Here is a 7,272-nt window from a genome sequence, read left to right as displayed (position 1 = left end):
CATTTCCGCCGATGAAAATCGGCGGCCCCATTGAAGCCTACTGTACCGTTTCAGAAGCAGATAACCGGGTGACCATTTCCAGGTCTCACCGCAATGCAGCGCGAGGCCGTGGAAACCGGCGCCAGGCTCAGACGCAACCCCAAAACGCGGCGGGTTGAGCGTGTTCCCGACGAAGATGTATCTTACATAGTAGAGGAGCAATCCAAATCGCCCGATGTCGAACAACGGGCGCTCGCGGCAGAACCGGAGGCTCCCGATACCGGGGCAGCCATCGGAGACAGGCCGGGGAAATAGAGGAGAAGGGTGAATTCAAGGGCAGGCTAATCACCCACCGGCATATCGGCCGCTGGCGCCTCTATGTCATGTTGTATGCCTCCCCGGGTACTATGCGGCGGGGACTGCGGCGGCGCATTGGCACAGCCGGACCGGGACATGCGCCGGCAGCAGTCACCGTAGGGTTCTGGCGTCGCCGCATGATTCTGCTTGTATTTAGACGGGGGAAGATGGCCTTGAAAACCGTCACTGGCCACCCTAGACTGCCGGGTTGCGGGCAAGATCGAGCCCTGAAAGCAACTGGAGCATCGTCTTTGGAACCACCGTTCGACATGCGCAAGCCGCTGCTGGAGCTGGAACCCAACCTCTACGAGCAGGCCGGCGGCGACGATGACCGCGCTATGGTCTTGCGGCGCCTGGGCAACAAGCCGGTCCGGCGGCTGAGCCCGGCGGAACTGCGGGAGTTGATCGCGCGGCATCTGGCGCTCCGTTTCACTGTGCCGCTGGCCGTTGAGCGGTTGACGGACGACCCCTTTCTCGAGGCGCAGCGGTATCCCGGCGACCTGCTTACCGCGGTGCTCGAGGCGGATACCCGGTTCTGGGTCGATCATGAGGACCTGTGGTGGACGATGATCCCCGTTCTGGAAAAGGCCGTACAGGCCATCAACGAGCACGTGGCGCGGGAAGAGCACGCGGACTATCTTCCCTGGCATCTGGGCGATGAATTCATGGCCGCGCTACTGCATTTCCGGGGTATTCATGGGACAGGCAACACCGACGCATGAAGCAACCGTCGAGGCCGTCGTCGTGGAGGAGCACGAACGGTTGCGGCTCGACGTGTTTCTCGCGGAAATGGTTGAGGACGCCTCGCGCACGTTCGTGCAAAAGCTGATCAAGGACGGGCGCGTCCGCGTGAACGGCCAGGAATGCCGCAAGCCGTCGCGCCGCGCCGCTTTGGGCGATCACATAACCGCGACGCTGCCGCCGCCGCCCCGCATCCAGCTCGAGCCGGAACCGATACCCATCGAGGTGTTGTATGAAGACCCGGAACTGGTCGTGGTCAACAAGCCGTCGGGGCTCGTGGTGCACCCCGCGCCGGGTCACTACAGCGGCACGCTCGTCAACGCGATCCTGTTCCGCTGCCCCGATTTCCTGCGGCCCGGCGGCGACCCGGTCCGCCCTGGCGTCGTGCATCGGCTCGACCAGTACACGTCCGGCGTGATGGTCGTCGCAAAAACGCCGCGCGCGCACGCTTGCCTCGGCGAACAAGCCGCGGCCCACCGCTTCGAACGGCGCTATCTCGCCCTCGTGCGCGGCGAGTTCCGCGAACTGCGGGGACGCATCGACGCCGCCATCGGGCGTAGCACCGTAGACCGTAAGCGCATGACCGTGACCGGTATCCGCGGCAAGGAAGCCGTCACCCATTTCGAAGTCCTCGAACGGTTCGGTGTCGCCTCGCTTGTCGCGCTGCAGCTGGAGACCGGGCGCACCCACCAGATTCGCGTGCATCTGCGCTTCGCGGGGAGGCCCGTCCTCGGCGACCCCGTTTATGGCGTCACGGACTTTCGCGACTGGCACATCTCGCCGGAGACTCGCGCCGCGTTGCAGGCGCTAGAAGGGCAAGCCTTGCACGCGGAACTGCTTGGCATCGAACACCCCGCCACGCTCAAGCGCATGACTTTCACAGCGCCGCCGCCCGCCGATTTCCAGCGTGCGCTTGAAACATTGCGGCAGGCAACCGCCGCAAGCGAGTGACCCCGGCCGGCGCAAGCTCTTTCGCCGCAACGTGTTGCTGCATCCCCATCGCCTGTTTCGGACGCGTGTGGCCGCGTTCCATCACACCAGGAGTTGTACTCAAGGACACCCTGCGCGATTTACGCAATATGAGAAATCATGGGCAGTAATGCCGGTCGGACTGCCCGGGCGCAGCTACACGCACTTTGACGGCTTCCCGGTGCGCTGCGTGTTCCTCAGGACGTCCGTAACCAACACGACCGGCAGCGTCGAGGAAGAGGCGACCTTGAAGTTCGTGCGGTTTGAAATGCAATAGGGGGCTGCGTGGCACATCGCATTGCGTGCCCTGCCCGCCGGTCCGCCGGGCGGGGCGCATTTCACGCGGCGCCGCGCGCAGGTTCCCCCATCTTATTTCCAAGTTGACACACCCCCGAAGCGGCGTATTAGAATGCGTTGCGTTCGGCTGGAACTGGGCGCGTATTCTCGCAGGTACTGCATGGATTCCACGAGGGCATCGGCATGGGCGTGATCATTGTCACTGGTTCGGCGGGGCTTATCGGCGCGGAAACGGTCCGTCATTTTGCGCGCTCGGGCCGGACGGTGATTGGCATCGACAATGACATGCGCGCGTATTTCTTCGGCAAGGAAGGCTCGACCCGGTGGTCAGCGGAGCGGCTCAAAGAGGAATTCCCGATCTATATCCACCGGGAGATAGACATCCGCGACTATGGGGCGCTGGACGCCTGTTTCCGTGATTATGCGGGCGGCATCGACCTGATTGTCCACACGGCGGCGCAGCCGAGCCACGACTGGGCCGCGAAGGAGCCGCTCACGGATTTCGGCGTGAACGCGCAGGGCACGCTGCATCTGCTCGAACTGACGCGCCAACACGCGCCCGGCGCGCCCTTCATCTTCACCTCGACAAACAAGGTCTACGGCGACCTGCCGAATTACTTGCCCCTGGTCGAACGGGAGGAGCGCTGGGAACTCGACCCAAGTCATCCCTGGGCGGAACACGGCATCGACGAAACCATGTCGATCGACCAGTGCAAGCATAGTGTCTTTGGCGCGTCGAAAGTCGCGGCGGACGTCATGGTCCAGGAGTACGGCCGCTACTTCGGCATGAAGACGGCCATCTTCCGGGGGGGCTGCCTGACTGGGCCGGGCCATTCCGGCGCGGAGCTGCACGGTTTCCTCTCCTATCTGATGAAATGCGCCATGACGGGCCGCGAATACCGCATTTTCGGCTACAAAGGCAAGCAGGTGCGCGACAACATCCATTCGGACGACCTGGTGCGCTGTTTTGAACAGGTTTTCCGCGCGCCGCGTTGTGCCGAGGTCTACAATATCGGGGGGAGCCGGCACTGCAATTGCTCGATGCGCGAAGCGATCGCGTTGTGTGAGGAGATTACGGGCAAGAAGATGCAGACGACGTACGTGGAAACGAACCGCATCGGCGATCATATCTGGTGGATCGGCGACGTGCGCAAGTTCCAGAGCCATTATCCCGAGTGGCATTTCACCTACGACCTGCGGCGCATCCTCGAGGAGATTTACCATGGGTTCGAGGGGCGCATCTGAGCTGGTCCCGGCGGACCGCAACACGCTCAAATACACTGTTCTCATCCCCGCCTACAACGAAGAAGAGAACATCCGGCCCACGCTTTCGGCGCTCGGGGCGCGCCTGCGCGAAGAGGGCATCCCCTTCGAGCTGCTCGTCGTGAACGACAACAGCACCGACCGGACGCCGCAAGCCGTCGAAGAAATGCAGCGCGAATTTCCCGAGGTGCGCCTGGTTCACAACACGCCGCCGGGAGGTCTGGGCCGTGCGGTGCGGTGCGGTTTGCGCCAGATCGCCGGGGACGTCGTCGCGATTGTCATGGCCGACAGTTCGGATTCGCCGGAAGACGTGGTGCGGTGCTACCGCACGATCGAGGAAGGCTACGACTGCGTGTTCGGCTCGCGGTTCATGCGCGGAAGCCAGGTAACCATGTACCCGCCCGTGAAACTGTTGGCCAACCGCATCGTGAACAAGGCGATGCAGTTGCTTTTCCTTACGCGCCACAACGACCTGACCAACGCGTTCAAGGTCTACCGCCGCCACGTCATCGAGAGCATCAGCCCCTTGCAGGCGGCACACTTCAACGTAACAATCGAGATGTCCCTTTCCGCGCTGGTGCGGCGCTACCGTATCGCGCGCATTCCCATTTCGTGGTCGGGCCGCACGTGGGGTCAGTCCAATCTGCGCCTGCGCCAGATGGGGCGCCGGTATCTCTGCACGCTGCTGATGGTCTGGTTCGAGCGCCTGCTCATCCTGGACGACCTGCTCCTGGAGAACAAGCCGTCCAAGGCATGCGAGGAAGGGCAGGCGCCGCAATAAGAACGCGCGGGCGAACCCGCCGCCCGCGCGCCGCGTTGCCGTCTTGAATTCCCGCTATGACGTCATGCTGAGCCGGTCCTTGCTGGGCGCGGGCAACTCCTCGACCTCGATTTCCTGTTGCTGCGGCATGTGCTCCGCCACATTGATCTCGCACTTGTCGCCGTCGCAGAAGAGGTCCTGCGCCTCGTCGGTCTTGACCGTCTCGAGCGTAAACGGCTGCAGCTTCTCGACTGCCTGCTCGTAGACTTCCTTCGTGACCTCCTGATACGGGGCTTGCGCGTAGTTGTGCTCCTTGAGCGGCAGGAAACTGATGGATTTCACGCGGGTTTCGTACATCTCGAGCACGTAAGGAATGTCTTTCGCCTCATTGGGCCGGAAGGTCACCGTCGCGCTCACTTGGTTGTCTGCCCAGTAATAGGCCATCTGCGCCACATTCTCCATCTGCTCCCAGATGGACACGTCGTGCTTCGACCGCTTGAAATACCGCTCGTGCACGGGGAAGTACACGATCCACGTGTTGTCCCCGTACACCGATTCCTCGATGCGGTAGCCTGCCTTGCGCAGCGGCTCGATGAGCGGGCTCGTCTTGTCGATGCGGATGGTCCGGAAGTAGAACTCCGAGTGGGGATAGTGGATGCCCGGCGAGACGCCCGGCAGCAGGGAGACCGTACCGCTTGGCTTGACGCTCGTCTTCTTGATGCTCTGCGGCACGCACAGCCAGTCGGAGTAGATCTTGTCCAATTCCCGGATATACTGGTAACCGTCATCGCACCACCGGAAGTGCGCGCGCCGGCCGTGCCGCTCGAAACTCTCAACGATGCCGGACTGCGACAGGCCAATGCGCCGGTTGCGCAGCATGATGGCGTTGGTGCGCTCGTTGTGCGTCGGGATCAGCGTCACGGTTTTCGCATAGAGGTACGCGAATTTCAGGGTCCGCTTGTATTCCTCGATCGTGTCATGCCGCGATGGGAACGTCTCGACAAGGTTGCAGATCTCAAAGGATTCGAGGCTCTGTTCCGCGCAGGGGTTCGTGCCCGCCACCTTCGCGTCCGCCCAGGTCGCGCCGTCCTTGAACCGGCCGAACGCGCGCGCGTTCTCGCGCCAGAAATAGCCCGGCTCGCCATTCTTGGCCGTCTGCGTGCCCACGACGACGTAGTCCATGCCCTCGCGCGCGCTCACGCTGTTGTTCGAAGCCCAACGCCACGCCGTCAGCTTGTCCTCATGCAGTTTCGGGTCTTTCAGCCGCAGGTATTCCTCGTCGCCCGGGTCGCCCAGCGCGAGTTCCGCCGTGCGCCGGACACCGCCCGACACGACGCACTTGCCGATGACGTTCATCAAGTCGGTGATGTCCGTCGAGGTGATCCGCTCGCCGACGCGTGCGTCCAGGATCTTCGTGAGATTGTTGATGCACTCGATGAGGGGCCCGGGCCCGGGCGCAATCCCCCCGAAGGTCTTGATCGGCGAACCCATGGGCCGGACCTTCGTGTAATCGACATGCGTCGGTTTCAACGCGCGGCCAATGTACGCGTTCAGCATCGACCGCACCAGGTCGCACCAGCCCTCTTTCGAGTCTTCGACGGTAAACGTGTAATCGCCGGTCGTGGGACGCTGAATGCGGATCTTGCCCGCGCCGCTCGTGTCGAACGCTACGCCCACCCCGAGCATCGACATGTCCATGAGAAAGCAGAACGGTTCCGCGAAATCCGTGTCGATCTCTTCCGTAGACACGAACGCGCAGTTGTTGAGCGCCCCGGAGCCGCGCTGGTAGATGTAGTCCGTACCCATCATCCAGAGGCCGCGCCCCGGCGGCAGGAACTTGAAGTCCCACATGAGCCGGTACATTTCCTGGGCGGAGTGCTGCGCCTTCTCGGGGTTCCAGGGCAGCTTGAGATTCAGGCAGTGCGTCTTCTGGATGGTGTAGCATCCCTCGACCACGCGCCGCACCGTCTCCCAGTACTCCTCCGTGCGCCCCGTGTCGTTCTCGACGATCCGCGCGTACGTGCGCTTGTAGGTGATGTACCCGAGCGGCCCCCATGCCGGTTGTTTCCCGCGAAACAACTGGACGAAATCCTCGGACAACTTGAATGGTTCTCTTACCGGAAACAGCATTTTCTGCGCCTCCCTCTGCTGGCGTTGTCTCCCTGCTGCGACATTTCCCACTTTCCTCTACAACCGATGCACACTCCGCGCCGGACGGTATTGCCACACGCCCGTTCCCATCCAATCCCGGAGGCCAGGCCCCGGCTCCGCCGAGCCGCGGCCCATCCCCGCCGCGCGGCGCACAGGCGTCTGGCTCTTTCGTGATTTCACAACCGCGTTCCCTATACCTTCCCGCAAGCCGTCTTGACCCAGGGCAGACCGTCCACCTGTTCCACCTCGTAATCGGAAAACAGGTTCGGGTACCGGCCCCGCGCCAGTTCGTACACCTTGGCGAACAGCACGCGTATCTCTTCTTCCGCGTGGGGATCCGTGCGCATTTCGATTACGTGTCGCAGCGCACGGACATTGCAGGACCAGCCGATCGTCGTCGCCACGCCGATGGGCGCCACGCGCCGGAACGCCGACGTCAGTTTCTTCTTCTGATCGAACTCGCGCTCCTCGTCGATCCCGTACATGCGCGCCAGCGTTCCCTGCAGCTCCTCCAGCTGCTCGATGGTCCTGACAAAGACCTCCATCCCCTCCGCGCTCTCGCGGATCTGCGTCGGGCAATAGACCGACAGCTCCCGCAGGCGCACGAAGCGCAGCGACTCCTGAGAGACCGCCGTCCCCGCCCGGTGGCGCACCAGTTCGTGCGTTACGACGCGGCTCACGTCGGCAAAAATGAAATTCATCACCGCATGCTCCAGCACGCTGCCGTGACGCACGCGGATGATGTTCTCCAGGTA

7 protein-coding genes are annotated in these 7,272 nt (G+C 62.9%); 5 read left to right on the top strand and 2 right to left on the bottom strand.

The features are described 5' to 3' along the window. The first annotated feature begins 587 nt into the window (after positions 1-587). The 5 genes from KA184_22205 to KA184_22185 all read left to right on the top strand — a co-directional run bounded on the left by KA184_22205 (position 588) and on the right by KA184_22185 (position 4,387). Positions 588-1,058, top strand: a complete 471-nt coding sequence (locus KA184_22205) for a hypothetical protein (GenBank protein MBP8132303.1) — start codon at positions 588-590, stop codon at positions 1,056-1,058. Next, entirely contained in the window at positions 1,033-2,028 is a 996-nt protein-coding gene (locus tag KA184_22200; protein ID MBP8132302.1) for an RluA family pseudouridine synthase, read from the top strand. Before KA184_22205 ends, KA184_22200 begins: the two co-directional genes overlap by 26 nt. A gap of 148 nt (positions 2,029-2,176) precedes the next feature. Next, positions 2,177-2,323, top strand: coding sequence for a hypothetical protein (locus KA184_22195; GenBank protein MBP8132301.1), 147 nt, complete (start codon positions 2,177-2,179; stop codon positions 2,321-2,323). Positions 2,324-2,526: 203 nt separating this feature from the next. Next, on the top strand, positions 2,527-3,588 hold the full coding sequence (locus KA184_22190; GenBank protein ID MBP8132300.1) for an NAD-dependent epimerase/dehydratase family protein: 1,062 nt from the start codon (positions 2,527-2,529) through the stop codon (positions 3,586-3,588). After that, entirely contained in the window at positions 3,566-4,387 is an 822-nt protein-coding gene (locus KA184_22185) for a glycosyltransferase family 2 protein (GenBank protein MBP8132299.1), read from the top strand. Before KA184_22190 ends, KA184_22185 begins: the two co-directional genes overlap by 23 nt. Positions 4,388-4,441: 54 nt before the next feature. Here the strand turns inward: KA184_22185 and KA184_22180 are convergent, their stop codons facing one another. After that, positions 4,442-6,496: a fused protease/ribonucleoside-triphosphate reductase gene (locus tag KA184_22180; GenBank protein MBP8132298.1), complete on the bottom strand. Its 2,055-nt coding sequence runs from the start codon at positions 6,494-6,496 to the stop codon at positions 4,442-4,444. Positions 6,497-6,708: 212 nt separating this feature from the next. Then, a partial coding sequence (gene thyX, locus KA184_22175) for an FAD-dependent thymidylate synthase (protein ID MBP8132297.1) occupies positions 6,709-7,272 on the bottom strand: 564 nt, incomplete at its 5' end.

This window comes from Candidatus Hydrogenedentota bacterium (assembly GCA_018005585.1).
Lineage (GTDB): Bacteria > Hydrogenedentota > Hydrogenedentia > Hydrogenedentales > JAGMZX01 > JAGMZX01.
This window is presented reverse-complemented; position numbering and strand designations above follow the sequence as displayed.

Excerpts from the sequence above, each read along its gene's own strand:
- KA184_22180 (MBP8132298.1), bottom strand. The coding sequence starts at position 6,496 with ATGCTGTTTCCGGTAAGAGAACCATTCAAGTTGTCCGAGGATTTCGTC.
- KA184_22185 (MBP8132299.1), top strand. The coding sequence starts at position 3,566 with ATGGGTTCGAGGGGCGCATCTGAGCTGGTCCCGGCGGACCGCAACACG.
- KA184_22195 (MBP8132301.1), top strand. The coding sequence starts at position 2,177 with ATGCCGGTCGGACTGCCCGGGCGCAGCTACACGCACTTTGACGGCTTC.
- KA184_22190 (MBP8132300.1), top strand. The coding sequence starts at position 2,527 with ATGGGCGTGATCATTGTCACTGGTTCGGCGGGGCTTATCGGCGCGGAA.
- KA184_22200 (MBP8132302.1), top strand. The coding sequence starts at position 1,033 with ATGGGACAGGCAACACCGACGCATGAAGCAACCGTCGAGGCCGTCGTC.